Here is a 24,591-nt window from a genome sequence, read left to right on the forward strand (position 1 = left end):
GACAGACTCGGGAGGATGAACCGGGAGTGGACGAACTCAGCCCCCGATATAGTCTCTCGAACCGTTCCAGACAGGCACCCGGCGGCGCAGGGCCGGGCTGCAGACTGCGCGGTACCGCGCCTCGTCTCAGCTACGACGCTTGTCCTCAGGCAGAGTCGACGCGCTCTCGGACGGCACGACGAAGATCTGGCCGGGATAGATCAGATCGGGATTACGGATCTGCGGCTGGTTGGCGTCGAAGATCACCGTGTATCGGGTCCCTCTTCCATAGACGCGCCGACTGATCTGCCAGAGGCTGTCGCCGCGCGTGATCCGAGCCGTGTTGATCTCCGGCACGAACACATTCTGCGGCGCGGCCGAGGGCTGGCTCGCCGGGGCCTGAGCAGATGTCGCGCCAGCCTCGCCGGTGGTGGGTCCCGGCTGCGACCGGCCGATCGTCATCGGAGACGCAGGCGCGCTCGGCGTGGCATCCTGCGGCGCCCCCTGAGCCAGACGCTCGGACGGGGATGGAAGGGTCCCGTATCCCTGGGCTCCGGCGAACTTGGCATGCGTCCTCGCCGCCAGCGCCGCGCTTGGCAAGGGCTTGTTCGGAAGAGCGGGTGGCGTCAGGGCCGCCACGCCGTTGGCCGGCGCCTCCTGCCCGATGCCGAGAGCGGGCTTTGCCGCGTTCGGCATGGCGAAGCCGACCTCGGACCGGTTCTTCACCTTGCCGGAGACCGGATCGACCTGATCGATGCGGATCCGGTAATCCCCGGGGGCGACGCCGCGCCCGATCGTGAACGAGACACGTCCGTCGGCGCCGACACTGCCGGGGGCGATCAGCGTGTCGTTGATGTAGAGGCGCACGGTGGCACCGGCCGGCGCTTGTCCGGTCACGAAAAGGCGGCCGCCCTCCTCCGCATCGACGCTGACGACCTTGACCGGCACGGCATCCGGCTTGGCCGTTTCAGGCCTGGCATCTTCAGGCTTGCCAGCGTCAGGCTTGCCACTATCAGACTTGTCACTCCCAGACTTGGCGCTGTCGGTTCGGCCCGCGAGAGCCTTGCCGACGCTCCCCTTTGCGGCATCGGCGGAAGCCCGGCCCGCAGCGCCGGCCGGGGCCGGATCGGTGTCCTTCCGTACATTCCGCGCCACCTTGGCCGAAGCCGCATCCGTCGGACGATCCGGCTGCGACAGGACGACGGTAGGTTTGTCGGGCGAAGTCAGAGCGATGAGCGGTTTGGTGGTGCGGTCGGCGGACACCACAACCATGACGGTTTCCCGCGCCTGACGACCTTGTCCGTCGGCCCCGATGGAACTCAGTGTGATCTCGCTGCTACCGGCGGGGAGCGCAGGCGGGACGATGGCAAACTGGCCGGACGGGTCGATGAGCGCACGGGCAATCGGATGGTTGTCGCGTAGCATCTCGACCGTAGTGTTGGGCGTTCCGCGACCGGCGATCACGGTCTCGCCTGTCGGCTCGACGCGAATGATATCGAAGGTCGGGGCCTGCGCCTGGTCCTGCGCGGCGGATGGATTGCCCGTCTGTCCGGTGGCGCCCCGCCCCCCCGACGGCGACTTTCCCGGCGTCGTCGAAGCCCCCTCCTCGCGGCGCACGGGCGGCGTCACCGGCGAGCCGGCGGCCGCGGGCGATTCGGCCGCTCGCGATTCCGGCGTGCTGGTCTCATTCGACCGGGGCAGCGCCGCCGCAGCCACGGGCTGCTTGTCGCCCTGAACGCGCTTGACCATCTCGCCCGCGCCGAACAGCACGACGACCAGGGCGAATCCGGCCAGCAGGCCGCCGCCCGCGAGAATCAGGCCTCGCCGCCATTCCGCCGTCATGGCACCGCTCTCCTCAAATCCATCGACTTTGCGGCAGATAACATCGCCGGGTTTCGACTCTGGCTGTCGACAAAGCGTCGATTGATGGCGACATACTAGCCGACATGATCTCAACACCAAATCGCGCTTCCCCCCGAAAGGCGGGATCATTCACGAAATCAGCAGTTTGGCCCCTGGGCGGTGCCTGTCTGCCCCTCACCGTGGGAGGCTCGGCATGGCCGCGGTGAAGAATGTCTGCGTCTATTGCGGCTCGGGCTTCGGCGGCGATCCGGCCTTCGCCGAGGCCGCGGCGACGCTTGGCCGCGCCCTGGCGGATGCCGGGCTCGGCCTCGTCTATGGCGGCGGCAATGTCGGGCTGATGGGCACAGTCGCGCAGGCAGTGCTCGATGCCGGCGGCCATGTCACCGGCATCATCCCCGACTTCCTGAAATCGCGCGAGCGGATGCTCGACGACATCCAGGAGACGATCGTCGTCGGCGACATGCATACCCGCAAGCGCCTGATGTTCGAGCGGTCGGACGCCTTCGTGGCGCTGCCGGGCGGCATCGGAACCCTCGAGGAACTCGTGGAACAGCTGACCTGGGCGCAGCTCGGCCGGCACAAGAAGCCGATCCTGCTGCTCTCGATCGCCGATTTCTGGACACCCCTGCTGACGCTCCTCGACCATATGCGCGACCAGGGCTTCATCCGCGAGGGGCTGGAGCTGAACTACCTCGTGGCTAAAGACGCCGCCGAGGTCATCGGCCTGCTGCGCACCGAATCGACGGAGACCTCGCCGGAGGCGGAGGCTTTCGTGACCGAGCGGTTCTGACGGCTGAGCCACGCAGGTCGGGGGCCTTGATCCAAATCGGCATTTCGGCTCGAGGTTCTAATCCTTGGCGGCTTCGCGCAGCATCGCCTGTCGCAGGATCGCATTGAGCTTGGTCTGATAGCCGCGGCCGCCGGCTTTCAGCCAAGCCAGGACGTCGGCGTCGACCCGTGTGGTGAGCTGCATTTTGACCGGTCGGTAGAACGGGTTGCGGACGGCACCCGCGAAGAAGGTCTCCGTGAGCGGTGGGATATCAGACCGGTCGATATCGTCATCCGGCAAGGCGGCCAGCGCTTCGATTTCGGCTCTCTCCGCAGCGGTGAGAGCCGGCGGATGATGAGGATCGAATTCATATCCAACGTGATCGTTCTTGCTCATAGAACCTCCGTTCCCGTCGATCCGCCACCCGGGCCGAGATGATCCGGATTGTCTCCGAACCGTCCTCCTCGTCCGTGACGGTGTGTGCGACCGCCAGAACCAGCAATCCGTCGACGAGACCGACCGTCAACCAGCGGCGCTCGCCGCCTTCGATCCGATCCTGCTCCATGAGCGCGTATGGATCGGCGAAGACGCGCGTGGCGATCGCGAAGGTGACGCGGTGCTTTCTGAGATTGCTCGCGGCTTTGACCGGGTCCCAGATGAAACGCAGCATCACCGCCTCGGTGTAACGACACTATTGTAATTACATCGAGGCGTCAGGTCGAGATGAACCAGCCTGTTCCGGACGCCGAAAGGCGGTCCGGACTGTTAGGGTCCGAACCGCCCGTCGCCGACCGCTCTGAATTCCTACCGCGTCGTCGGCAACAGCCAGTTCGGGAGCCACATGGCGATGCCGGGGACGAGGCAGAGAATCAGGATCGCCACGCCCATCAGGATCACGAAGGGCAGCGTGCCCCAGATGATGTCCTTCAGCGGGATGTCGGGGGCAATGTTCTTGATGACGAAGATGTTGAGGCCCACCGGCGGGTGGATCAGCCCCATCTCCATGGTGATGGTCATCACCACGCCGAACCAGACGAGGTCGAACCCGGCGGCCTTCAGCGGCGGCAGGATGATCGGCGCGGTCATCAGGATGATCGAGACCGGCGGCAGGAAGAAGCCGAGCAGGATCACGAGGCCGAGGATCGTCACCAACAGCACCCATTTGGACAGCTGCATCGCCACGATGGCGGCCGCCGCCGATTGGGAGATGTGCAGGTAGCTCATCACGTAGGCGTAGAGGAGCGACATGCCGATGATGAGCATCAGCATGGTCGATTCCCGCAGGGTCGCGGCGAGGATCGGATTCACGTCTTTCGGGCGCCAGACGCCGTAGATGATGGCGATGAGCCCAAGGGCCAGCAGGCCACCGAGGCCCGCCGTCTCGGAGGGCGTGGCATAGCCGCCATAGAGCGCCACCATCACGCCGGTGAGCAGGATCACGAAGGGCAGCACGCGCGGCAGCGTCGAGAAGCGCTGGCGCATGCTGTAGGTGTCCTCGGCCAGGATGGCCGAGGCGGTGCCGTGACGCTCATAGGCGTCTTTCGCAGCGGCGTATTCCGAGCGGAAGCGATAGACCGACCAGGCTGCGAACAGCCCGACCAGGAGCATGCCCGGCCCGATGCCGGCGAGGAACAGGCGTCCGAGCGACTGCTCGGCGGCTACAGCGTAGAGGATCATGGTGATGGAGGGCGGCAGCAGGATGCCGAGGGTACCGCCCGCCGCGATGATCCCGGCGGCGAAGCCCGGCGAGTAGCCGCGCTTCCTCATCTCCGGGATGCCCGCCGAGCCGATGGCCGAGCAGGTGGCGGGCGAGGATCCCGCCATGGCGGCGAAGAGCGCGCAGGCGAAGACGTTGGCGATGCCGAGGCCGCCCGGAATCTTGTGCATCCAGGCATGCATGGCCGAGTAGAGGTCCTGACCCGCCCGGCTACGGCCGATGGCTGCGCCTTTCAGGATGAAGAGCGGGATCGACAGGAGGGTGATGGAGGCCATCTCCTCGTAGACGTTCTGCGCCACCGTATCGAGGGAGGCCCCGGGCATGAAGAAGAACATGAACGCCAGCGCCACGAAGCCGAGCGCGAAGGCGATGGGAATGCCGGCGAGCATCGCGCTGAGCGTGGCGCCCGCATAGAGGAAGCCGATGGCCGCGACGCTCATGGGTGGGTACCCGTCTTGAGGGAAGGTGCATTGAGATCGGCGCCGAGGCCGACCTTCGGATTGGCCCAGCCGGCCGCGCGCGGGCCGTAGGTCAGCGCCTCGATGATCTGCAATAGGAATTGCAGGCCGAGGAAAGTCATCCCCACCGCCATCAGCGCGTAGGGGATCCACAGGGGCGGGCCCCAGGAGGATTGCGAAACCTGGCCGTCCACCCAGGCCTCGTGCAGCAGGGTCCAGCTCTTCCAGGCGAAGAACGTGACGAACACGATGCTGATGATGTCGGCCATCAACAGGCGGGCGCGGTTCACACGGGGCGAGAGCAGGCCGCTCAGGGCCTCGATTGCAACGTGGCCGCGCTTGGCCTGCACGGCGGCGGCGGAGAAGAAGGTGGCCCCCACGATGAGGAACACCGCCATCTCGTCCTGCCAGTCGGTGGGCTCGTGCAGGGCGTAGCGCACGACCACGCTGTAGCTGAGCACGAGGCAGGCACAGACCAGGGCAATGCCGCCGAGCAGCATGATCACCCGGTTGATCGCCTTCATGCCCCGGTCGAGATGCCCGAGCACACCGGGAATCCGGGGTTCGGGCGCGGCGATAGCGGTCTCTGAAGCGGCCGAGGCCGCGTCGAAAGCGTGGCTCACGAGACCTGCTCCGCCAGCTTGAGGAGCTCGGCGCAGCTCGCGGACTTGCCCGCGAAGTCCTTCCAGGCGGTCTCGCGGGCGATGTCGCGCCATTGGCCCAGCGTCTTCTCGTCGAGGTTCTGAACCTTGGCCCCGGCCTTGGTAAAAATCTCCTCGACCTTGGTGTCGTCCGCCTTGGCGCCGGCCTGCCCGAAGGGTTCGAGTTCGGCTCCGATCGCCATGATGAGGTCCTGCTGGTCCTTGGGCAGGCGGTCGAACGCGATCTTCGACATCATGATCGGCTCGAGCATGAACCAGTAGGAGCGCTCGCGACCCGAGGTGAGAGACTTCGACAGTTCCTCCAGGCGGAACGAGATCAGGCTGGTGGAGGAGGTGATGACCGCATCGCAGGCGCCGGTCTGCATGGCGGCGTAGGATTCGCTCGACGGGATCGACAGGGTGGCCGCACCGGCCTGTTTCATCATCAGGTCCATCTCACGCGAGCCGCCGCGCACCTTGAGGCCCTTGGCATCCGCGGGCGCGTAGAGGGGACGCTCGCGGCTGGCGACGCCGCCCGATTGCCAGACCCACGACACGAGGAGGATGCCCTTCGAATCGAGGATCTCGGTGATCTTCCGGCCGACCGGCGCCTTCTTCCAGGCGATGGCCTGCTCGTAGGAACTCACCAGCGCCGGCATCAGGCCGATATTCATCTCGGCCACCTCGCCGCCCGCGTAAGGTGACGGGTAGAGCGACAGGTCGAGCGCGCCTTTGCGCATGGCACCGAACTGGGCGTTCGTCTTCATCAGGGACGAGCCCGGATAGACCTGCACCTCCAGCGCGCCCTTCGACCGCTCGGCCAGCATGGCGGCGAACTTCCGGCACATGCGATCGCGGAAATCGCCCTCATCGATCGTGCCGCCAGGGAACTGGTGGGAGAGCTTCAGTGTGGTGGCCGCCTGTGCCTTCAACCCCAGCGATAGGATGGTGGGGGCGGCGAGGCCGGATGCGACGAGGGCGCGGCGTGTCAACGTCATGGCGTCTCTCCCATGCGAACCTTTGCGGTCTCGCTGTATTGCGGCGCAACATTTATACTGCAACGCCCATTCGATATACCAGCGAACTATGTCTTGTATATTTTGTCAACGCCCATGAATAATAGAGAATGCGAATTTCGATTGGAAACACAAGGGTGGAATCGCTATGAGCCGATCGCTCAGCCTCCGGCAGACGATCGAGACGGAGATCGTGGATGGCCGGTTGGCCCTCGGCTCCCGCCTCGATGAGACCGAGCTTGCCGAGCGCTTCGGAGTCTCGCGCACGCCGATCCGTGAGGCTCTGCTGCAACTCGCGATGACCGGCCTCGTGGAGATCAAGCCGCGCCGGGGTGCCATCGTGAGCGCCCCCGATCCTGAGTTGCTCATCGCCATGTTCGAGACGATGGCAGAAATCGAGGCCTCATGCGGCCGGCTCGCCGCGCGCCGGCTGATTCCGGCCGACGAGAAGGCCCTGAAACAGGCTCTCGCAGCCTGTGCCGTAGCGGCGGCGGATGGCGATCCCGAGACCTACTACCAAGAGAACTACGTCTTCCATACGGTGATTTATCGGGCCTGCCGCAACGACTTCCTGTGCGAGCAGGCGCGGCTCCTGCACCGGCGCCTGACCCCGTTCCGCCGGATGCAGTTGCGAGCGCGCCACAGGCTCGGGCAATCCCTCGCCGAGCACGAAGCTATCGTCGCCGCCATCGTCGCCGGCGACGAGATCGCAGCGGCGGACCGACTGCGTGCCCACGTCATCGTACAGGGGGACCGCTTTTCCGATCTGGTGGTCAATCTGCGCTCGATCAACAACGCAGCGTGAGATCGGCCTGATGACAACAGTCGATGTCTCTGATGAGGCTTTCGGGCGGGGGCAAAATAATCATTAGGGATTGCCCCCCATGGTTACGGCGCTCTTGCACAGACTCGCTCGTTACCCTGGACCGTTTCATGCGCCCCTCCATCAAGACAACGCTCATCGGCCTCTTCACCGCGCTCGCCATCATTACGACGGTGCAGGGTGTGGTTGCCTTGCGGAAGCTCGACGCCATCGGTGGCCGTATCGAATTGCTGGCCTCGAACGCGCTCCCCTCCGTCGATGCGGCCCATAGCCTGAGCGCGCTGGTCATGCGGACCCGCCTTTGGCAGTTCCGGTATCTGATGGCGGATGACGAGGCCGAGCGTGCCCTGAGCATCAAGAACGTCGGCGACATGATTCAAAACGCCGAGAAGGGCAGAGCAGCCTATCTTCCCCTCATCAGCTCGCCCTCGGAACAGGCGTTGTTCGAGGACTTCTCCGCCAAATGGCAGGTCCTGCAGAAGGGTTGGAACGCCCTGCTCGAGATCGATACCAGCCAGCGCGCGTCGCTGACCGAGCGCTTTCGCGGCCCGATGAATGCCGAGTACCTCGCCGCGACCGCCGCCGCGCGCAAGCTCGTAGAGCTCAATGGGCAGGCCGGGACCACCGCGAGCGTGGCGGCGCGCGAAGAACAGGCCGAGGCGGTCCTCACCACACGGACGATGCTCGCCATTTCCGTCGCCATGGCGCTGGCCGCCATGGCGTTCGCTCTCCTCGGCGTGTCACGTCCCATCGAGCGGATCACGGCGGCGATGCGCCGGCTGGCCTCCGGCGAGACCGATGTGGCGATCCCCGGTATCGGGCGGACCGACGAGATCGGCGCGATGGCCGGTACCCTCGACACGTTCCGGGACAATCTGGTGCGGACCCGTATCCTGGAAGCCGAAACCGCGCAGGCCCGTGCCGATTCAGAGACCCAGCGCAAGATCGCCGCCCTCGCATTGGCCGATGGTTTCGAGAATGCGGTCGGCGATATCCTGACCCGCGTCTCGGCGGCGGCGACCCAGTTGCGCGCGACCTCACAGAGCATGTCGGGCACGGCGACGCAGACCGCGCAGCAATCGGTCTCCGTGGCGGCAGCGGCGGAGCAGGCGGGCACCAACGTCACCATGGTGGCGGCGGCGGCCGAGGAGCTCGGCTCGTCCGTCATGGAGATCGGCCGTCAGGTCGATGGCTCCACTAGCTTGGCTCACCGTGCGGTGGAGGATGCGACGCGGACAGGTGCGCAGATGAAGGATCTGAGCGATGCGGCCGCAAAGATCGGCGACGTCGTCGCTATGATCGCCACCATCGCGGGCCAGACCAACCTCCTCGCGTTGAACGCCACCATCGAGGCCGCGCGGGCCGGTGAGGCGGGCCGGGGCTTCGCCGTCGTGGCGGCGGAGGTCAAGGAACTCGCCAACCAGACCGCGCGGGCGACAGACGAGATCGGCAGCCAGATCAGCCGGATCCAGGGCTCCACCGGTCAAGCCGTCACGGCCATCGAGACCATCACGGCCCGCATCCGCGAGATCAGCACCGTTGCGACGTCGATCGCCGCGGCAGTCGAGGAGCAGGGTGCGGCGACGCAGGAAATCGTACGCAACATCAACCAGGCCGCGGAGGGGACCGGCGAGGTGACGACCACCATCGCGAGCGTGGCGGGCGCCGCCGAGGAGACGGGCGCCGCGGCCTCTCAGGTCCTGGCTTCGGCCTCCGAGCTCTCACGCGAATCGGAGCATCTCAACGCGGAAGTGGCTCAGTTCCTCGCAACGATCCGCGCCGCCTGATCAGCACCGCCCAACGTCGTCACGCCACGGCGTCCCGGGGTCCGGATAGCGGAGCTTCGGGATTGCCGATCACGGAATGCCGGGGTGATACCAAGTCCCGGTCTTCACTCACCGGCGCCGAAATTCTCGGCGATGACCGGGGTCTTCGAGCGGATATGGTCGCGCATGACCGTGGCCAGCGCCTCGCCATCACGGGCGTGGAGCAGCGCGATCATCCGCTCATGCTCGGAGACGGCCCGGCTCCACTGCTCGGCGGTCTGGTGGACAGCGTAGCGCGATCGCTGAATGCGGCCGGACAGGCTCGCATAGATGGTGCCCAGCACCGAGTTGCGGCTGGCCGCCATGATCGCCTCGTGGATCGCGCGGTTGAGCCGGAAATACGTGGCTTCCTCGCCGTCCTTCCAGGCCTTGACCATGTCGTGATGGTCCTGCTCGATGGCGGCGATCTCGTCGTCGCCGATCGTGCGGCAGGCGAGATCGGCAGCCGTCGCCTCGAGTCCGGCGATGACCTCGATCATCTCCTCGATCTCGGCCTGAGACAGGCTGGCCACCCGGGCACCCCGGTTCGGCAGCAATTCGAGCAGCCCCTCGGTGGCGAGGATCTTGATCGCTTCGCGAAGCGGTGTGCGCGAGATGCCGAACCGCTCGGTAAGCTCGCTTTCATTCACCCGCGCGCGCGGTTCGAGCTCTCCCGACTGAATCAGATCCCGCATCCGGTCCACGACTTCGTCATGGAGGTAGCGACGATTGATCCCGATCGCCGAGTCGAGCTTTTCCATGGGGGCGTAGGTCTTGATGTTGGAGGGGCGATACTCTCCAGACGTGTAGGCGTCGGGCAACGGCCTGTCGAGGGAGTGCCCGATTAGTTGTTTTTATTAGCCTCACACAAATAACTTCTCTCCTGTGTGCAGCACCCCTCCGGTCAGTGCACCTCCTCGTGCCAGGTCCGTCCATCCCGCTCGATCAGCGCGATGGCAGCGGTTGGCCCCCAGCTGCCGGCCGGATAGGCGCGGGGCGGCTCGGGCCGGTCCGCCCAGGCCTTCAGCAGCGAATCGGCCCAGGCCCAGGCCACCTCCACCTCGTCGCGGCGCATGAACAGGGTGGCGTTGCCGCGCACCACGTCCATCAAGAGGCGCTCGTAGGCATCGGGATAGCGCTGCTTGAAGGTCTCTTCGAACGAGATGTCGAGATTGGTGGGGCGCAGCCGCATGCCGCCCGGACCGGGGTCCTTCGTCATCACTTCCAGCTTGATCCCCTCCTCCGGCTGAAGCCGGATGACGAGACGGTTGGGCTCGCGCCCGAAGGATTCGGCCGGGAAGATCGAGAAGGGAGAGGCGCGGAACTGCACCACGATTTCGGAGAGCTTCTGGGGTAGGCGCTTGCCCGTGCGGATGTAGAACGGCACGCCGGCCCAGCGCCAGGACTGCACCTCCAGCTTCAGAGCGACGAAGGTCTCCGTGCGGCTCTCCGTCTCGCCGCCGAGATCGGCGCGGTAACCCTGGACCGGCTTGCCGTCAACGGCGCCGGCCGCGTACTGGCCGCGCACGGTGACGGACTGGACATCGTGGGGCGTGATCGGCTTCAGCGCACGCAGCACTTTCAGCTTCTCGTCCCGTACCGAATTGGCATCGAGTGTGAGCGGGCTCTCCATCGCCATCAGGCAGAGGAGCTGCAGCAGGTGGTTCTGCACCATGTCGCGCAACGCGCCCGACGTGTCGTAATAGCCGGCCCGGCCCTCGACACCCACCGTCTCGCCCACCGTGATCTGCACGTGATCGATGACGTCCGCCGTCCAGAGACGCTCGAAAATCGTGTTGGCGAAGCGCAGGGCGAGCAGGTTCTGCACCGTCTCCTTGCCGAGGTAATGATCGATGCGGAAGATCTGCTCTTCGGGGAAGACCTCGCCGACCGCGTCGTTGATCGCGCGGGCGGACTTCAGATCCTTGCCGATCGGCTTTTCCAGCACGACCCGCGATTTCTCGCCGATGAGCCCGTGGACCGACAGGTTACGGCAGATGGAGCCGTAGAGGTCGGGCGAAGTGGCGAGATAATAGGGCCGGACCTGGTCCGGCCGCTCCGCGAGCTTGGCGGAGAGATCCTCCCAGCCGTCGTCGCCGGCCCCGTCCACGGCCACGTAATCGAGGTGATCGAGGAAGGCGCCGAGCTTGTCCTCGACGAGATCTCGGGCCGGGACGAAGCGCTTGAGCGCATCGCGTGCGCGCTCGCGAAAGGCATCGGCGCTCATCTCCGAGCGCGATGCGCCGATGATGCGGCTTGTGCCGGGGATCTGGCCGTCCTTGTAGCGGTAGTACAGGGCCGGCAACAGCTTGCGCGTGGTCAGATCGCCGGTGGCGCCGAACACGACGCAATCGAAGGAAGCGACTGGGATGATGGTGGCCAAAGGGCGGCTCCCGTTCTGATATCCCCGATGACGGGGCTGTTGCCGTGGATCGCGTTCGTGAGGACCGACATCCGTCCCGTACCATGCAAGGCACCCGCCATAGCCGGGACCAAGCGCACGCCCAAGCTTCAACAGGCCAATCGGCCGATAAAAGGGCCGAGCCCTCGCTCAGCCCATATGGCGCTTGAAGGCATCCGCGTAATCGGGGTGCCAGCGCGAGAGCGCGGGCCGGTTCTCGATCACGTCGCCCGCCGTCCAGGCGATGCGGCGTTCATCCTGGGCGCGGGTGGTCTCGTTGTCGGGGCAGAGGATGTAGAAGTCCCCCTGCCCCATCGCTTCGACCATGAACTCCACCGTCTGCTCCGGTGTCCAGGCGGCGTCGGGCTTCTCGGCCACGCCCCGCGCCCTGGTGAGGCCGGTATAGACGAAGCCCGGAATGAGGAGATGCACGCTGACCTTGGACCCGTCGCGCCCGCGCAGGTCGTGAGCCAGGGCCTCGGTGACCACTTTCACGCCCGCCTTCGAGACATTGTAGGGCGTGTTGCCCGGCGGCGTGGTGATCCCCTGTTTCGAGCCGGTGACGATGATCGCGCCGGGTGCGCTCGCCTCGGCCATGGCGGGCGCGAAGGCCTGGATACCGTTGACGACGCCCCAGAGGTTGGTGTCGAGGATGCGCCGCCACGTCGCCTCGTCCGAGAAGAGGCGGCCGCCCGCTTCGATGCCGGCATTGAGCATGACGATGGCGGGTGGCCCGCCCGCCGCCTCGCGCAAGGCCTCCACGTCCTCGCGCCGGCCGACATCGGTGGGGCACGCCAGAACTTGCGCGCCCGTCGCCGCAATCTCCGCACGCGCCGTCTCCAGCGTCTCGCCGGGCAGGTCGGCGAGGACGATCCTCATGCCCGAGGCGGCGAACCGCTTGGCGGCGGCGAGGCCGATGCCGCTCGCGGCCCCCGTCACGACGGCTGTGCCGCCACTCCGGATCGCGGGATGATGAATCATGGCCTGACCTCCTCGACGTTTCGGATTGGCCTGGAGGTAGGGCGAGGCGTCCCGATTTGTCAGGGCCTGCGGATCGGAATGGGTGGGAACTTGGTAACCATCCGGCCCGCATGATCCCGACCTCTCTGCTCACGAGGGTTGCCTGTGTCGTCGCGTTGCGTCGTGTTCCCGTCGATCCTGCGTGCCGGCCTGTCGCCGCTCGCGCTGATGCTGTGCCTCACAGGAGTTCGAGCCGAACCGGCTCCATCCCTTCCGGAGGCCACGCCCGCCACCGCTAAGCCTGCTCCCAGGGCCGAGCCCAGCCCGAAAACCGACGCGGCCCCGAAATCCGCACAAACATCGGGGAACGCAGCCCCCCAATCCGCCCCGCTGGCTCAGGGAGCGGAGCCGGCTCCGGCGGCGCCGAAGAAATCCCGGGAACTCCCTCCCCTCGTGGTGGCGCGGGTCTCTGACGATCCGGTGCCGACGCTTGCCCCCTCGACCTTCCTCGATACGTTCCGCATGGCGGAGCGCTACCAGGCCATCGTCGATGCCGGCGGCTGGGGTACGCTGCCCGCCGACCTGACGATCAAGCCGGGTGCCCGCGACCCGAACATCCCTGCACTCCGACAGCACCTCGTCCTCACCGGGGACCTGCCGGCCGGCGTGCCGAGTTCGGACCTACTCGACCCCGTCCTCGTTTCGGCGGTGAAGGCGTTCCAGGCCCGCCATGGTCTGCCCGAGACCGGCATGATCGGCCGCCAGACGGTGACCGCCCTCAACGTGCCGGCGGCGACCCGCCAGCGCCAGCTCTCGGCCTCGGCCGCGCGGCAAATCGGCTCCAACTTTCCCTATGGCGACCGTTACGTGGTGGTGAACATTCCCTCCGCCGCCGTGGAGGCGGTGGAGAACGGCGTCGTCGTGCGCCGCTACGTGGCCGTGGTCGGCAAGCCCGACAAGGCGACGCCGAGGATCGAGGCGCGCATCACCGACGTGAACCTCAACCCGACCTGGACCCTGCCGATTTCCATCATCAAGAAGGAGATCATCCCCAAGATGCGGAAGGATCCGGGCTATCTCGCCCGCGAGCGGATCCGCATCCTCGGCCCTGGCGGCGTTGAGGTCGATCCGACGACGATCGACTGGGCGGGCGAGAAGGCGGCGAATTACACGCTTCGCCAGGATTCGGGCCTCGATAATTCCCTCGGTCAGGTCCGCATCGACATGCCGAACAAGCAGGCGGTCTACATGCACGACACGCCGTCGAAATCGCTGTTCGCACGAGAGGTGCGGTTCCACTCGCATGGCTGCGTGCGGGTGGCTCAGGTGAAGGAACTGGCGGGCTGGCTGCTGGAGGGTACGCCCGGCCCCAACGGCCCCGGCTCGACATGGGGCCCGATGGAGATCGAGGCCAACATCGCCACCAACGAGCGGGTCGACATCAAGCTGCCGAAACAGATCCCGGTGACCTTCGTGTATCTCACCGGCTACGCCACGCCGGATGGTCGCGCCCATTTCCGCGACGACATCTACGGCATCGATTCGCCGGCGGTACCGATGCGGGATGCGGTCATCACGGGCTCCATCACGCCGAAGAAGACGGCGCCGGTGGCACCCGCCAAGGCCATGGGCGACGCGCCGGTCCCGCCCGGCAGGATACCCACCCAGGCGGCGCGACCGGCCGCGAACTGACCGGATCAGCCGCGCTGCAGCAGCTCGATCCGAACCCCGTCCGGCCCATCGAGGAAAGCGGTGCGAAGCCCGGGGCGGACATCGGTGATGTCGATGACGAAGGCGACGCCGCGCCGCTTCAGATCGGCGACCGTGCCGTCGAGGTCGTCGACCGCCAAGCCGATATGCTCGATGCCCCGGTTAGGCGGCGTGGCAGAAGGGCCGGCTTCGGGTGCATGCTCGATGAAGAGGGTGAGCCCACCGAGGTCGAGGACGACGCGGGTCACGGTGGTGGCGCCGTCACGGGTGAGCTCGCGGGCGCCGAAGGTCTCCACGTAGAAACCGGCGGCCGACACCGCGTCCTGACTGCGAAGATGGAGGTGTTCGAAGCGGAAAGTCATGCGGTCCTCGCTCTGTGCCGAGACTCGTGGCAGGCATCGCGCCCACACCGTGTTCGAGACCTTGCCCGATCCCAGCCGATGCCCCAGCGGCTCAGGGATAGCTCGCAGAAGCCACCGTCAACGGCTGGCAGGGGAGATCGCGATACAAGGCCCCGCCCGTGTCCGGGCGAGGCGGTCGGCGTGAGATGATCCTGCGGGATCAGGCCTTAGGAATCGAGGCCGGCATCCTCGTCGATATCCACGAGGAACACGATATCGGCGTCGTCTTCGCCGTCCTCGTCTTCGTCCTCATCGGGCTCTTCGGCGCTCTTGGCATGACGCATGTCGGGCTCGAACGGAGCGTCTTCCTCCGAATCGTCCTCGGCCAGAGCATCCTCGAAGATTTCGATCTCGTCCTCGGTGGCGGGACGGATCTTGAGCTCGGAGGTGCCGTTCCACAGCACCTTGCCGTCGCTCTTCATCGCCTGGATGTCTTCCTTGAAGCCGTCGCAGGTGAACAGGTCGCGAGCGGTTTCCTCGGTCCCGTTGATGACCGCGATGGCCACGCCATCGATATCGAGAGTGAACATCGCACAATCCTCGTTCTGGGCGCGCCGGAAGGCGGCCGCGTCGGTGTGGGAATCGTCAGCCCGACAGCCGCTCGTGTAGGGGCGAACGGGGCCGAGGCCAAGACCTCAAGCCAAGACCTCACACCAAGACCTCACACCAAGACCTCTCGCGTTGTCCGGGGCGGTGCTGCGCTCAGGCTCCACCGGCCGCCCGGCCGATCGCGCGCTTGACCACGCCCTGCACCTCGGGATTCGACAGGAACAAGTCGTGGTTGATGAGGCTGCCGCCGTAATCGGACGCATCCGCCACCCTCACGCCCAGGGCCTCCAGCCGCTCGCGGTCGGCCGCGCCCGCACGGACGACGCCGCCCGCGATGGCACCGGAGAGTTCCAGTGCGCGGTCGTTGGTCGAAGAGATCACCGTGATCTTCGAGACGTCCGGCCCCATTCGCTCCACCGCGCCGGTGAACAGGTCGATGTCGATATCGGGCGCCGCGAGGACGATGGCACCGATCCGCGCCATCGCCGCCTCGCCGGCCTCGGCACGCAGCATACGGATGGTCTCCAGGGTCAGGAGAGTTCCCATGGAATGGGCAACGATGTTGATGCGCCCGCCGCTCGGCGAACTCGCCAGCGACTTCAGCAGGTCCTCGAACGCGTCGCGTGACCACAGCGCGCTCTCGCGGTCGTAGCCGTAATCGAAGGTGGCGGCCGCCGACGGCCAGGTGAACAGGCCCGATGCGCCCCTGAAATGTATGCCGTCGGAGAGCCGGGCTGCGCTGACCGCCGCCGAGGCGAAGCTCTCTCGGTAGCCGTGGACATAAATCAGCACGTCGCGCCCGAAGGCCGCCTGGGTGAAAGCCGCCGCCGCGCCCGCCCCAGTCTCCACCTGCGGCACGGCGGTCACCGCCCAATCGCCAGACACCACGGAGGAGACCTTGCCGATGAGCGACCGGTCCGGCGCTGAAAGGCGCACCTCAGCAAAGCTCAGGCCGCGGCCGCGCTCGGAACTGAAATACGGGCTCTTGGGCGGGTTGCCCACGGGCTTGCGTGTCGTCGCCACCAGCAGGATCGGGCTGACGTCGAGATTCGACTGGCGCTCGGGTCCGGTCCCACCGGTGACGAGCCCGTCGGCGACGCAGCCGGCGAGGCCCGGCGTCAGGCTGGCAGCGCCCATGAGCGCGGCGGCGCGGAACAGCGAGCGGCGGGTCGGCAGGGATGCCCCAACAAGGTGGTTTCGGATCATGGCGTACTGACGGCCTCGTGACGGCCCGGCGCTTCAAGTCCCGGCCCCTCCTCCTATCGTGTCGGTGACGATCGTGACCATGGCAGGGCATGAGCGTGGCGGGGGCCGATGTGAATAGCGGGCAGAGGCCGGCCTGTGGCCGGTCGGGTACAGGCCGGCCAGCTCAGGGGGCACGTGCCCCCTCGACGAAACCGAGCCGGCCCGGCATGAAGGGCTCATGGCGCTTCCTCCCCCTCTCGACATCGACTCCCTGCGCGAACGGCTGCTCGCGGGCGACCGCGCGGCCCTGGCACGCGCGATCACGCTGGCGGAATCGAAACGGGCCGATCATCGCGCCGCAGCGCGCAGCCTCATCGATTCGGTGCTTCCCCAGACCGGCACGGCGATCCGGGTCGGCATCACCGGGGTGCCCGGGGTCGGCAAGTCCACCACGATCGACAATCTCGGCGCCAATCTCACCGCCGCCGGCCATAAGGTAGCGGTGCTGGCGGTCGACCCCTCTTCCAGCCGCACCGGTGGGTCGATCCTCGGCGACAAGACACGAATGGCGCAGCTGGCGCTCGACCCGAACGCCTTCATCCGCCCCTCCCCCTCATCGGGCACCCTCGGCGGCGTCGCGGCCAAGACCCGCGAGACCATGCTTCTTTGCGAAGCCGCGGGATTCGACGTGATCCTAGTGGAGACGGTGGGCGTCGGCCAGTCGGAGACGGCGGTGGCCGACCTCACCGACTTCTTCCTCGTGCTGATGCTGCCCGGCGCCGGCGACGAGTTGCAGGGGATCAAGAAGGGCATTCTCGAACTTGCCGACATGATCGCGGTCAACAAGGCCGACGATGGCGAGGGCGAGCGCAGGGCCAACGCGGCAGCCGGCGAATACCGGGCGGCGCTCCATATCCTCAGCGCTCCGAGTTCGACCTGGACCCCGCCGGTGGTGACCATTTCCGGCCTCAACAACAAGCGTCTCGACGCCATGTGGGACAAGGTGGTCGACCACCGCAACAAGCTGACCGCCACAGGCGAAATCGCCAAGAAGCGCCGCGCTCAGGACGTGAAGTGGATGTGGGCCCTCGTCCACGAACGCCTGCACCAGCGGCTCGTCGGTTCGCCGGAAGTGCGCAAGCAGACGGCCGAGGCGGAAGCCGGCGTGGCGCGAGGCGAATCCTCCCCGGCCGCCGGCGCGGAGGCCATCGCGACGCTGATCGGGCTGTGACGGGGGGGCATCTCCTCGTAACCGGGTTCGGCCCTTTCCCCGGCATGCCGCGCAACCCGAGCGAGACGCTCGCTCGGCAGGTCGGACATCTCGGCCGGCATGGCATCGCCGGGTTCCCGGTGCGCACGCTCATCCTGCGCACCGCCTATGCGGCTCTTTCCGAGTCGTTGAAGCCGGCCCTCGCCCAGAGCCCGGCCGCCGTGCTGATGATCGGCGTCGCTGGCCGCGCCAAACGGGTTCGCGTCGAGGCTCGCGCCCTCAACCGGGCAAGCCGGCTGTTTCCCGATGCATCGGGGCGGATTCCGACCACCCTGCGGCTCGACCGTAAGGGACCGGCGCAGCGCGAAGCCCCCATCGCAGCCCGCGCCCTCGTCTGCCTGAAACGGCAGGGGATTTCGGCGATCCCATCCCGGAATGCTGGCCGCTACCTGTGCAACGCCGGTTATTTCCAGGCGCTGGCCGAGCCCTGCCCGGTTCTGTTCCTCCACATCCCACCCGTCCGGGCGGCATGGCGGCGATCCGCGTCGCCCGCGCGAAAACGGCGCGATCCCCTAGCGGTCCTTCCCAGGGCGGTATCCGAGGTGGGGCGTCTGCTGCTCATCGAAGCACGGGAGCGACACACCCCGTAAACGGCTCGCTCAAGAAAGTTGTCTTGCGATGGTGCGCTTGGCCGGTTCGCACGTTCTGTGACCATCGGATGCGGGCGCCGCCTTGGGAGCGCCGCTCACGCATCTGCGATTCTGAAGGAGTTGACCCATGGTTGATACGGATCGAGTCGTCGGGACGGCCAAGGACCTCGGCGGCCGCGTGCAGAGCGCCGTCGGCGATGCCGTCGGATCGTCGCGGACCTCGGCGGAAGGCCGCTACCGCGAGGCGGAGGGCCGCGCCCAGGAGGTCTACGGTCAGGCCAAGGACACCCTTCGCGATGTGGCCGGCAACGTCTCCGACTATGCCGGCGATGCCTATGACCGCGGCGGCAGCTACGTTCGCGATGGCGCCCGCGCCGTGGAGAGCCGTGTCGAAGAGAACCCGCTCATCGCCCTCGTGATCGCCGGAGCCGTCGGCTACGGCCTCGCCCTGCTCCTGCACGGCCGCCGCTGAACACCAGATCCGCTTGAAACGAGCCCGTCCCGTCATGCCGACGGGGCGGGCTTTTCGCTGCGCGCTACTGCGCGGTCCAACCGCCATCCATGGGGATATTGGCGCCGGTGATCTGACTCGCACCGTCGCTGCACAGGAACACGGCGAGGGCCGCCACCTGCTCCACCGTGACGAACTGCTTGGTCGGCTGGGCCGCCAGCAGTACGTCGTTCATGACCTGCTCCTTGGTCATGCCCCGTGCCTTCATCGTGTCGGGGATCTGCGCCTCCACCAACGGCGTCCAGACATAGCCTGGCGAGATACAGTTCACGGTGATGCCATGGGTGGCGAGTTCGAGGGCGGCGGTCTTAGTCAGGCCGGCGATGCCGTGCTTGGCCGAAACGTAGGCCGACTTGAACGGTGAGGCCACGAGGGAATGGGCCGAAGCGGTGTTGATGATGCGGCCCCATCCCCGCGCCTTCATTCCGGGGATGGCGTATCGCATGGTGTAAAAGGCCGAGGAGAGGTTGAGCGCGATGATCTGCTCCCATTTCTCGGGCGGGAAATCCTCGATCGGCGAAACGAACTGGACGCCGGCATTGTTCACGAGCACGTCGACCGAGCCGAATGTCTCCTCGCCAAGGCGGATCAATCCCTCGATCTCGCCGGGCTTCGTCAGGTCGGCCGGGGAATAGGCGGCCTTCACACCGAAATCCGCCTCGATCCCGGCGCGCTCCTTCTCGATATCCTCTGGCTTGCCGAAGCCGTTGATGACGACGTTGGCGCCCTCCTTGGCGAAGGCGCGGGCATAGGCGAGGCCTATGCCGCTGGTGGACCCCGTGACGATGGCGGTCTTGGATGTCAGGATCATGGAAGCCTCTCGGGTCATCTGGGCGATCAGGCGAGATAGTCGTGCAGCACCTGCCCGTAGGGCAAGGTGAAGTCGACGATCATGTGCCGGCCGCCGACGATGCGCTTCACCGGCAGGTCGGCGACCCGACAATTCACGTGCGGGATCAGGTCGAGGCGCGCCTCGCCGTCCCAGGCGCCGTGAACGGTGATGTTCTCCAAGCGATAGCCGACGAGCTGGGCCACCTTCGGCGCGCCGGTCACGTCGGGAAGGAGCTTGAGGTTGACGTTGAGGCGGCCGAGGCCGGCCTTCACCGTGTCGAGCTCGTTCTCCAGGCTCTTGTGCTTGTAGGTCATGGTGCCCATCGCAACGCGCTCCTCGTCGTAATGGAGCGTGCCGGTGAGCGTGTCCTTCATCACCTTGAGGCGAGGCACGCCCCATTTCTTCGGGAAGCCCCAGATCTCGCGGCCAGCGGTGATCGGCGGCTCGTCGTCGAGATACATCTGGATCGAGAAGTTGCAGGCCTCGCCGTTATAGGTGGCGACGGCGCCCGATCCGCTCTCCTCGTAATCGCCGAACCCGGAGGAATCCGGCATCTTCATCCACTCGTAATAGACGAGGTTCTCGGGGTGGGGCTCCAGCGGCTCGGGCAGCGCCCGGCGCAGGGCCTCGGCATCGGTCTCGTAGGTGATGATGAGGTATTCGCGCCTGAGGAACCGATACGGCCCGCGCGGATAGCTCGGACTGAAGGCGGGCATCGAGGGAACTTGCAGGATCTCGTCACGGGTCATGGCGTATGGGCCTCCGGGATGAAGCGGTCGGGATGACGTCAGTCGCGGGCGTCCCGCGTCAGGTCGAACACGGCTACGCCGGTTTCGTCGTGCACTCGGTCGCACCAGGCTGGAGAGCGCAGAGAGCGGCGCATGTCACCGGCACCCGCCGCCCAATGCTCCAGCATGGTGGCGCGAGAGAACTCGTAATCCTTCGAGTTTCCCTCATAGGCTTTCCGCCGGTAGATCAGCTGCATCACGGTCGTGAAATTGGCGTGGGAGACCTGGCGCAGGTAGGCGACGTCCTCGTCGCTCATCAGCTCGGGCGGCAGCTTCTCGGCCAGCCGTCGGAACGCGGCTTTCGCGCGGCGGGCTTCGAGGTTCTTGTCGGTGTTGAGCCGCGTGCGGCTCGAGAAGCGGATGTCTTTCTCGCGCTCGGCCGATTCGACCAGGGTGCGGGGCATCGGCCCGCGCGCGGCGAAGAGATCGACCTGATAGACCACGAGGTCACGGCTGCGCTCCTCGTCGAGGATGTATTGCAGCGGCGTGTTCGAGACGATGCCGCCGTCCCAATATTGCTCGCCGTCGATGGTCACCGGCGGGAAACCCGGCGGCAATGCCCCCGACGCCATGATGTGCTCGGGCGTGATGCGGTCGCAGCGATTGTCGAAATAAACGAAATTGCCGGTGCGCACGTTGACGGCTCCGATGCTGAGCCGGGTGCGCCCCTCGTTGATGAGGTCGAAATCAACCAGCCGCTCCAGCGTCGCCCTGAGCGGAGCGGTGTCGTAATAGCTCAGCGCCTCCGGGGCGCCGGGCGGATAGAACGTCGCCGGGGGAACGCGTGGCGTGAAGAAACCGGGGACGCCGAAAGTGGCGATCCAGTTGGCGCTGGCCTCGTTGAAGGCCGCACGCGCCTTCTCGCCGGGAAACCAGGGTGAGCCCATCACGCCGGACGAGACCTGCTCCCAGAACGCCCTCAGCCGCTCGACGCGGCGCTCGGGCGGATTACCGACGATCAGGGCCGCGTTGATCGCGCCGATGGAGATACCCGCCACCCAGTCGGGCAGGATGTTCTCGGCCGCCAGCGTCTCGTAGATGCCGGCCTGGTAGGAGCCGAGTGCGCCACCGCCCTGGAGTACGAGGACGTGGGATTCGCCGCTGGGAAACGCTATCACGGGCGCGGACCTCTCCATAGCGTCCCAGACGCCATACACAGAGGCTGGAGAGTGGACGCCGAACGATGACGGCACCATGACCCAAGGCCAAGCTTAAGGCTATCGTCGTGTAGGGCGAAGGCCGGCTCTGAGAGCCAGGATGGTTGACAGGCGGTGTTCCTTCGCCAACACCCCCGGCCAATCGCGGCTTTTCCCGCCCGCCCCGGACGCCTTCCGTCGCCGTTGTCTCCGACACGGCATCCCGGCGCACCAATGGCGACGAACAAGGATCTCTGACCGATGTCGGTGACGCGCTCCTATCTCGATTTCGAGAAGCCGGTGGCCGAGCTCGAATCCAAGCTGGAGGAGCTGAGGACCATGGCCGCCCGCGACGGTGCGGTCTCCATCAGCGAAGAGGTCGGCCGGCTCGAGGGCAAGGCCGCCGCCGCCCTGTCGGACATCTACGCCACGCTGACGCCCTGGCAGAAAACGCAGGTGGCACGCCACCCGCAGCGGCCGCACTTCATCGACTACTGCGCCGGGCTGATCACCGAGTTTACTCCCCTGGCAGGCGACCGCACCTTCGGCGAAGACCAGGCCATCGTCGCCGGTTTCGGCCGTTTCGAGGGCCGAGCCGTCTGCGTGCTGGGCCAGGAGAAGGGCTCCTCCACCGAGAGCCGCCTGCGCCACAATTTCGGGATGGCCAAGCCCGAGGGTTACCGCAAGGCGGTGCGGCTGATGGAATTGGCCGATCGGTTCGGCCTTCCCGTCCTCGCCTTCGTCGACACGGCCGGCGCGTTCCCTGGCATCGAGGCGGAGGAGCGTGGGCAGGCCGAGGCCATCGCCAGTTCCACCGAGGCCTGTCTCGCCCTCGGCGTGCCCAATGTCGCCGTCGTCATCGGCGAAGGCGGCTCGGGCGGTGCCATCGCGCTTGCCACCGCCAACCGCGTACTCATGCTCGAACATGCGATCTACGGTGTGATTTCGCCGGAGGGTGCGGCCTCTATTCTCTGGCGCGATCAGGGCCGTGCGGCGGATGCGGCCACCGCCATGAAGATCACTGCGCAGGATCTGCTGCGCCTTGGCATCATCGATGGCATCATCCCGGAGGCGACCGGCGGCGCCCACCGCGGCCGCGAGGCAGCCATCGCCAATACGGGCAAGGCCGTGGCCAAGGCCCTGGCCGAATTCGATGGTCTGAGCCCCGACGAGATTCGAGACCGCCGGGCCGCGAAGTTCCTCGATATCGGCCGCAAACTCTGATGCGTCGTTTTAGCGCACCCCTCATGCGGAACCGTTGAAGAGTTTGTTAAATCCCGCCTCGGGACTGGTCGTGAAGCCCCGCTATGACGACGGGCCTACGGCGCATCGCACAGAGAAATACCAGCGGAATCAAGTCGATTGCTCTCCGACTGGCATGCCTGAAAGTCGAGGCTCGACGACACTTTGCGGCAAGGTGTTGCCCACAATGAGGAAGCCACCGAAATCCACATCCTCACGAGCCGGCCATTTGCGTCTTCTTGCGGTAACAACCGGGTAAGTTTAACGACGCTATTGGGTTGGGGAGTGGCGTTCGACGGGCGAGATCCCGCGAGCGCATGAATGAGGACGGGGTTCCCCATGGCTTTGCGCCCGCTGGCTCTACGCCTGGCTACGGCTGCCGGTATCGTTGCGCTCGCTCTCTCCCTCACCGCTTGCCAGGACGGCTCGATGGGCGGCGGCGTCCCGTTGCGGGCCCTGACTCCCGTCCCCGCGAAAACCTTGGCGCTCATGGCGCAGAAGGGCATGGCGACGAACGACCCCATCCTGATCCGCGCTTTCAAGAAGGAAGCGGAGATGGAGGTATGGAAGCGTGGCGCGAACGGCCAATACGCGCTGCTCAAGACCTTCCCGATCTGCCGCTGGTCGGGCCAGCTCGGCCCCAAGACCAAGCAGGGAGACCGGCAGGCCCCTGAGGGTTTCTACACGGTGACACCGGGGCAAATGAACCCGAACTCGTCCTATTATCTCTCTTTCGATACCGGCTACCCGAACACGTACGACCGGGCCAACGGGCGGACGGGCAATTACATCATGGTGCACGGCACCTGCTCGTCCTCGGGCTGTTTCGCCATGACCGACGAATCGATGGGCGAGATCTACGCCCTGGCCCGCGATTCCTTCGCCGGCGGGCAGCGCGCGTTCCAGTTCCAATCCTACCCGTTCCGGATGACGGCGACGAATTTCGCTAAGTACCGCAACGACCCGAACGCGCCGTTCTGGAAGAACCTGAAGGAAGGCTCGGATTATTTCGAGGCCCTTCGCGAAGAGCCGCGCGTGAACGTCTGCGGCACACGCTACGTCTTCGGCGGACAGGATGTGGCGGCCGGCTCGTGCTCGCCGAAGGTGGATACGCTCGTTGCCGAGAAACGGGCGCGGGACAACCACGACATTGCCGAGCTCGTCGCCAAAGGCACGCCCGCGACGCGTGTCGTCTATGACGATGGTGGCCAGAATCCGGTCTTCCGGCCGCAGCCGCCCGCCTCGACGATGGCCTTCGCGAATTTGACGAAGAAGGAAGAGCCGGAGGCCCCCTACGACCCCAAGGAATATGCGCGCCATCATCTCGGTGAGGTGAGCCGGCCCGAGAGCCTGGCGGCCGGCGAGCGCGAGGTCGAGGTGGATGCCAAGGGACGGCCGGTGATGCTTGCCGCCGCCGAAGCTCCGATCCCGACCAAGGCCGCTGCGGCCGCCCTCAAGCCGGGGGCCGACAAGACCAAGTCCGGCAGCATCGTCGCGAAGACGGATGCGGCGTCCGAACCGCAGAAGCCGGCAGCGACGGCGCGCATCATGGTGGCCGATGCCGACGCGGATTCACCTGCCTACACAAAGGTTCTCGGCAGCCTCTTCACCGCGAAGGCTTCACCGACGCCCGCGACCCCATCGGCCAATGCCGCCACGATCCCGGCTGTCGCATCCGCGCCGGAAACGATCCAGACGGCACCGAAGGCTGGCAAAGCGCCCCATACTGGTCATGCGATCACGGTGCCGACAGTGACCGGCGCCGTGGGACAGAAGGCCAAGATCGCCGCCGACCCCGTGAAAACCGGCAAGGCCACGACGAGCGGTGCGCCGTCACCTGTTGCCAAGACGCCTCCGGCCAAGGATGCCGCGCTCAAGGAAACATCGGTGAAAGCCACGGCGGCCACACCGAAGCTCTGAACGGCAGCACTCTCTAATGGTCGTC

Annotated in this window: 24 protein-coding genes; 9 read left to right on the forward strand and 15 right to left on the reverse strand. The window is 66.5% G+C overall.

Annotated features, from left to right (window positions below; all coding sequences use genetic code 11):
• Window positions 1-126: 126 nt before the first annotated feature.
• Entirely contained in the window at window positions 127-1,821 is a 1,695-nt protein-coding gene (locus tag RQI43_RS03895) for a LysM peptidoglycan-binding domain-containing protein (RefSeq protein WP_056423649.1), read from the reverse strand.
• 214 nt (window positions 1,822-2,035) lie between these two features.
• Here RQI43_RS03895 and RQI43_RS03900 point away from each other — a divergent pair, with 214 nt between their 5' ends.
• Complete coding sequence (locus RQI43_RS03900; RefSeq protein WP_056423647.1) at window positions 2,036-2,632, forward strand: TIGR00730 family Rossman fold protein; 597 nt, start codon at window positions 2,036-2,038, stop codon at window positions 2,630-2,632.
• Window positions 2,633-2,689: 57 nt separating this feature from the next.
• Here RQI43_RS03900 and RQI43_RS03905 read toward each other — a convergent pair whose 3' ends face one another.
• From RQI43_RS03905 to dctP, 5 genes are all read right to left on the reverse strand, one after another.
• Window positions 2,690-3,007, reverse strand: coding sequence for a BrnA antitoxin family protein (locus RQI43_RS03905; protein ID WP_311274265.1), 318 nt, complete (start codon window positions 3,005-3,007; stop codon window positions 2,690-2,692).
• On the reverse strand, window positions 2,979-3,281 hold the full coding sequence (locus tag RQI43_RS03910; protein WP_311274266.1) for a BrnT family toxin: 303 nt from the start codon (window positions 3,279-3,281) through the stop codon (window positions 2,979-2,981). The genes RQI43_RS03905 and RQI43_RS03910 overlap by 29 nt, the downstream gene beginning before the upstream one ends.
• 134 nt (window positions 3,282-3,415) lie before the next feature.
• Window positions 3,416-4,768 carry a TRAP transporter large permease gene (locus RQI43_RS03915; protein WP_311274267.1) on the reverse strand — a complete coding sequence of 451 codons (1,353 nt, stop codon included), beginning with the start codon at window positions 4,766-4,768 and terminating at the stop codon, window positions 3,416-3,418.
• Entirely contained in the window at window positions 4,765-5,409 is a 645-nt protein-coding gene (locus tag RQI43_RS03920) for a TRAP transporter small permease (protein WP_311274268.1), read from the reverse strand. Before RQI43_RS03920 ends, RQI43_RS03915 begins: the two co-directional genes overlap by 4 nt.
• Window positions 5,406-6,425: a TRAP transporter substrate-binding protein DctP gene (dctP, locus tag RQI43_RS03925; RefSeq protein WP_311274269.1), complete on the reverse strand. Its 1,020-nt coding sequence runs from the start codon at window positions 6,423-6,425 to the stop codon at window positions 5,406-5,408. The genes RQI43_RS03920 and dctP overlap by 4 nt, the downstream gene beginning before the upstream one ends.
• Before the next feature lie 166 nt (window positions 6,426-6,591).
• Between dctP and RQI43_RS03930 the strand changes: the two genes are divergently transcribed.
• Together RQI43_RS03930 and RQI43_RS03935 are read left to right on the forward strand one after the other, a co-directional pair.
• Entirely contained in the window at window positions 6,592-7,248 is a 657-nt protein-coding gene (locus RQI43_RS03930) for a GntR family transcriptional regulator (protein WP_056423636.1), read from the forward strand.
• Window positions 7,249-7,376: 128 nt separating this feature from the next.
• Entirely contained in the window at window positions 7,377-9,053 is a 1,677-nt protein-coding gene (locus RQI43_RS03935) for a methyl-accepting chemotaxis protein (protein WP_311274270.1), read from the forward strand.
• 104 nt (window positions 9,054-9,157) lie between these two features.
• On the opposite strand, the gene RQI43_RS03940 is transcribed toward RQI43_RS03935, so the two are convergent.
• The 3 genes from RQI43_RS03940 to RQI43_RS03950 form a co-directional block, all read right to left on the reverse strand.
• The gene (locus tag RQI43_RS03940; RefSeq protein ID WP_056423634.1) at window positions 9,158-9,832 is read right to left on the reverse strand and encodes a GntR family transcriptional regulator; all 675 of its coding nucleotides are present in this window, start codon (window positions 9,830-9,832) and stop codon (window positions 9,158-9,160) included.
• A gap of 143 nt (window positions 9,833-9,975) precedes the next feature.
• Window positions 9,976-11,454 carry a glucose-6-phosphate dehydrogenase gene (gene zwf, locus RQI43_RS03945; RefSeq protein ID WP_311274271.1) on the reverse strand — a complete coding sequence of 493 codons (1,479 nt, stop codon included), beginning with the start codon at window positions 11,452-11,454 and terminating at the stop codon, window positions 9,976-9,978.
• A 168-nt stretch (window positions 11,455-11,622) separates the two neighbouring features.
• Window positions 11,623-12,453, reverse strand: coding sequence for an SDR family NAD(P)-dependent oxidoreductase (locus RQI43_RS03950; RefSeq protein WP_207410033.1), 831 nt, complete (start codon window positions 12,451-12,453; stop codon window positions 11,623-11,625).
• 144 nt (window positions 12,454-12,597) lie between these two features.
• On the opposite strand from RQI43_RS03950, the gene RQI43_RS03955 reads away from it, so the two are divergent.
• Window positions 12,598-14,124, forward strand: coding sequence for a L,D-transpeptidase family protein (locus RQI43_RS03955; protein ID WP_311274272.1), 1,527 nt, complete (start codon window positions 12,598-12,600; stop codon window positions 14,122-14,124).
• Window positions 14,125-14,129: 5 nt separating this feature from the next.
• Here RQI43_RS03955 and RQI43_RS03960 read toward each other — a convergent pair whose 3' ends face one another.
• The 3 genes from RQI43_RS03960 to RQI43_RS03970 form a co-directional block, all read right to left on the reverse strand.
• Window positions 14,130-14,504 (reverse strand): VOC family protein, encoded by a 375-nt coding sequence (locus tag RQI43_RS03960; protein ID WP_311274273.1) that lies wholly within the window; start codon window positions 14,502-14,504, stop codon window positions 14,130-14,132.
• A 206-nt stretch (window positions 14,505-14,710) separates the two neighbouring features.
• Window positions 14,711-15,073, reverse strand: a complete 363-nt coding sequence (locus RQI43_RS03965; protein ID WP_018045358.1) for a hypothetical protein — start codon at window positions 15,071-15,073, stop codon at window positions 14,711-14,713.
• A gap of 172 nt (window positions 15,074-15,245) precedes the next feature.
• A complete protein-coding gene (locus tag RQI43_RS03970; protein WP_311274274.1) occupies window positions 15,246-16,298 on the reverse strand; it encodes an alpha/beta hydrolase in 1,053 nt (350 codons plus the stop codon).
• A gap of 217 nt (window positions 16,299-16,515) precedes the next feature.
• On the opposite strand from RQI43_RS03970, the gene meaB reads away from it, so the two are divergent.
• From meaB to RQI43_RS03985, 3 genes are all read left to right on the forward strand, one after another.
• Window positions 16,516-17,508 (forward strand): methylmalonyl Co-A mutase-associated GTPase MeaB, encoded by a 993-nt coding sequence (meaB, locus tag RQI43_RS03975; protein ID WP_311274275.1) that lies wholly within the window; start codon window positions 16,516-16,518, stop codon window positions 17,506-17,508.
• Window positions 17,505-18,137, forward strand: a complete 633-nt coding sequence (locus RQI43_RS03980; protein ID WP_311274276.1) for a peptidase C15 — start codon at window positions 17,505-17,507, stop codon at window positions 18,135-18,137. Before meaB ends, RQI43_RS03980 begins: the two co-directional genes overlap by 4 nt.
• Window positions 18,138-18,264: 127 nt before the next feature.
• Window positions 18,265-18,609 (forward strand): CsbD family protein, encoded by a 345-nt coding sequence (locus RQI43_RS03985; RefSeq protein ID WP_056423612.1) that lies wholly within the window; start codon window positions 18,265-18,267, stop codon window positions 18,607-18,609.
• Window positions 18,610-18,673: 64 nt separating this feature from the next.
• Here the strand turns inward: RQI43_RS03985 and RQI43_RS03990 are convergent, their stop codons facing one another.
• From RQI43_RS03990 to RQI43_RS04000, 3 genes are read right to left on the reverse strand one after another with little or no spacing between them, the layout of a single operon-like run.
• Complete coding sequence (locus RQI43_RS03990) at window positions 18,674-19,459, reverse strand: 3-hydroxybutyrate dehydrogenase (RefSeq protein WP_311274277.1); 786 nt, start codon at window positions 19,457-19,459, stop codon at window positions 18,674-18,676.
• Window positions 19,460-19,485: 26 nt separating this feature from the next.
• Complete coding sequence (locus RQI43_RS03995) at window positions 19,486-20,229, reverse strand: acetoacetate decarboxylase (RefSeq protein ID WP_056423609.1); 744 nt, start codon at window positions 20,227-20,229, stop codon at window positions 19,486-19,488.
• 38 nt (window positions 20,230-20,267) lie between these two features.
• Window positions 20,268-21,404 carry a patatin-like phospholipase family protein gene (locus tag RQI43_RS04000; protein WP_405030547.1) on the reverse strand — a complete coding sequence of 379 codons (1,137 nt, stop codon included), beginning with the start codon at window positions 21,402-21,404 and terminating at the stop codon, window positions 20,268-20,270.
• A 261-nt stretch (window positions 21,405-21,665) separates the two neighbouring features.
• Here RQI43_RS04000 and RQI43_RS04005 point away from each other — a divergent pair, with 261 nt between their 5' ends.
• Entirely contained in the window at window positions 21,666-22,628 is a 963-nt protein-coding gene (locus tag RQI43_RS04005; protein WP_311274279.1) for an acetyl-CoA carboxylase carboxyltransferase subunit alpha, read from the forward strand.
• A gap of 357 nt (window positions 22,629-22,985) precedes the next feature.
• Window positions 22,986-24,566, forward strand: coding sequence for a L,D-transpeptidase family protein (locus tag RQI43_RS04010; RefSeq protein ID WP_405030548.1), 1,581 nt, complete (start codon window positions 22,986-22,988; stop codon window positions 24,564-24,566).
• The last annotated feature ends 25 nt before the right edge of the window (window positions 24,567-24,591 follow it).

The sequence above is a fragment of the Methylobacterium sp. WCS2018Hpa-22 genome, from assembly GCF_031843785.1.
Lineage (GTDB): Bacteria > Pseudomonadota > Alphaproteobacteria > Rhizobiales > Beijerinckiaceae > Methylobacterium.